Source organism: Roseisolibacter sp. H3M3-2 (genome assembly GCF_029211165.1).
Lineage (GTDB): Bacteria > Gemmatimonadota > Gemmatimonadetes > Gemmatimonadales > Gemmatimonadaceae > Roseisolibacter.
On record NZ_JARGEK010000724.1, the window covers coordinates 1 to 873 of the forward strand.

At 70.1% G+C, this 873-nt stretch carries 2 protein-coding genes and 1 pseudogene; all 3 read right to left on the bottom strand.

What is annotated here, in order from left to right:
- Positions 1–402, bottom strand: a 402-nt coding sequence (locus PYV61_RS25995) for a hypothetical protein (protein ID WP_275836792.1), incomplete at its 3' end; no start/stop codon positions are given.
- On the bottom strand, positions 396–548 hold the full coding sequence (locus PYV61_RS26000; protein WP_275836793.1) for a hypothetical protein: 153 nt from the start codon (positions 546–548) through the stop codon (positions 396–398). The genes PYV61_RS26000 and PYV61_RS25995, both read right to left, overlap by 7 nt.
- Positions 549–650: 102 nt before the next feature.
- A pseudogene (locus PYV61_RS26005) lies at positions 651–873 on the bottom strand (hypothetical protein); the annotation flags it as partial.

An 873-nucleotide genomic window follows, 5' to 3' on the forward strand; every position in this document is an offset into this window, starting at 1 on the left:
GATTGTCCCGGGGCGGGTCTCGTCAGGGTCGGCGAGGAGCAGCGAGCAGGTGCTGCAGACCGTCTTCGCAGCATCCACCCAAGCGCAGGGCTCCTGGGCGGAGCCGCAAGCGTCATGCTCGGAACAGCCGCACAGGCGGCAAATGTCGGGTGCGGGGATGACCGCGCCGGCGGCGATATCGGCCAGGGCGTCCAAGACGATCGGATCGAAGCGGAAGACGAAGCGCAGCAGGATCGCGTTGCCGGGGGAGAGCGGAGCGATGCCGCTCTCGATCGACTTCAGCCAGGCGACCCGGTCGCGGTGCGGCACGTGCGGCCAACTGTCGATGCGGCTGGCCACGTCCTCAATCGTCAGGCCGGCGGCTTCGCGGCGCAGGCGAAGATAGTCGCCCGGCGTCAGCACGATGCCATCCACTGATCCAAAGGCACGACCGCGCCATCGGCGAGCGTCACCGTCCGGTAGATCACATCGACCTCGCGGACCTTCACCGGATGCTTGCGGTGCGGCGCGGGCCTTGTGAGGCGGAACTGGGCAGCAGCGTTGGGCATCGCGGGCCTCGGGCATGCAAAGAGCCGCGTCCGGCGATCAGGTATCGCCGGACCGGCAGGTTTCAGGGAGTGAGTTGGACCTTCTCGTGCGCGCCGGGAGCGTCAGGGCGCGGGGCCTCCCTGGGTGCGATCCGCCTTCAGCAGGCCGATGGCGGCCGTGTCGGCCGCGATGCTTTCCTCGAGCTCGCGCAGCGCGTCGGCGCGATCGGCGGCCGTGGCGCCGGGCAGCGACGCTCGGATCAGCGCCGAACATGCGTCGCCGCCTTCCTTCGCGACGATCACTGCGTGACGCTGCAGGGCCTCGGCCGACGCGAAGCGCTCGGCG

What these genes read in the sequence shown, in the direction of transcription:
- PYV61_RS26000 (WP_275836793.1), bottom strand. Translation starts at nt 548, where the DNA reads ATGCCCAACGCTGCTGCCCAGTTCCGCCTCACAAGGCCCGCGCCGCAC.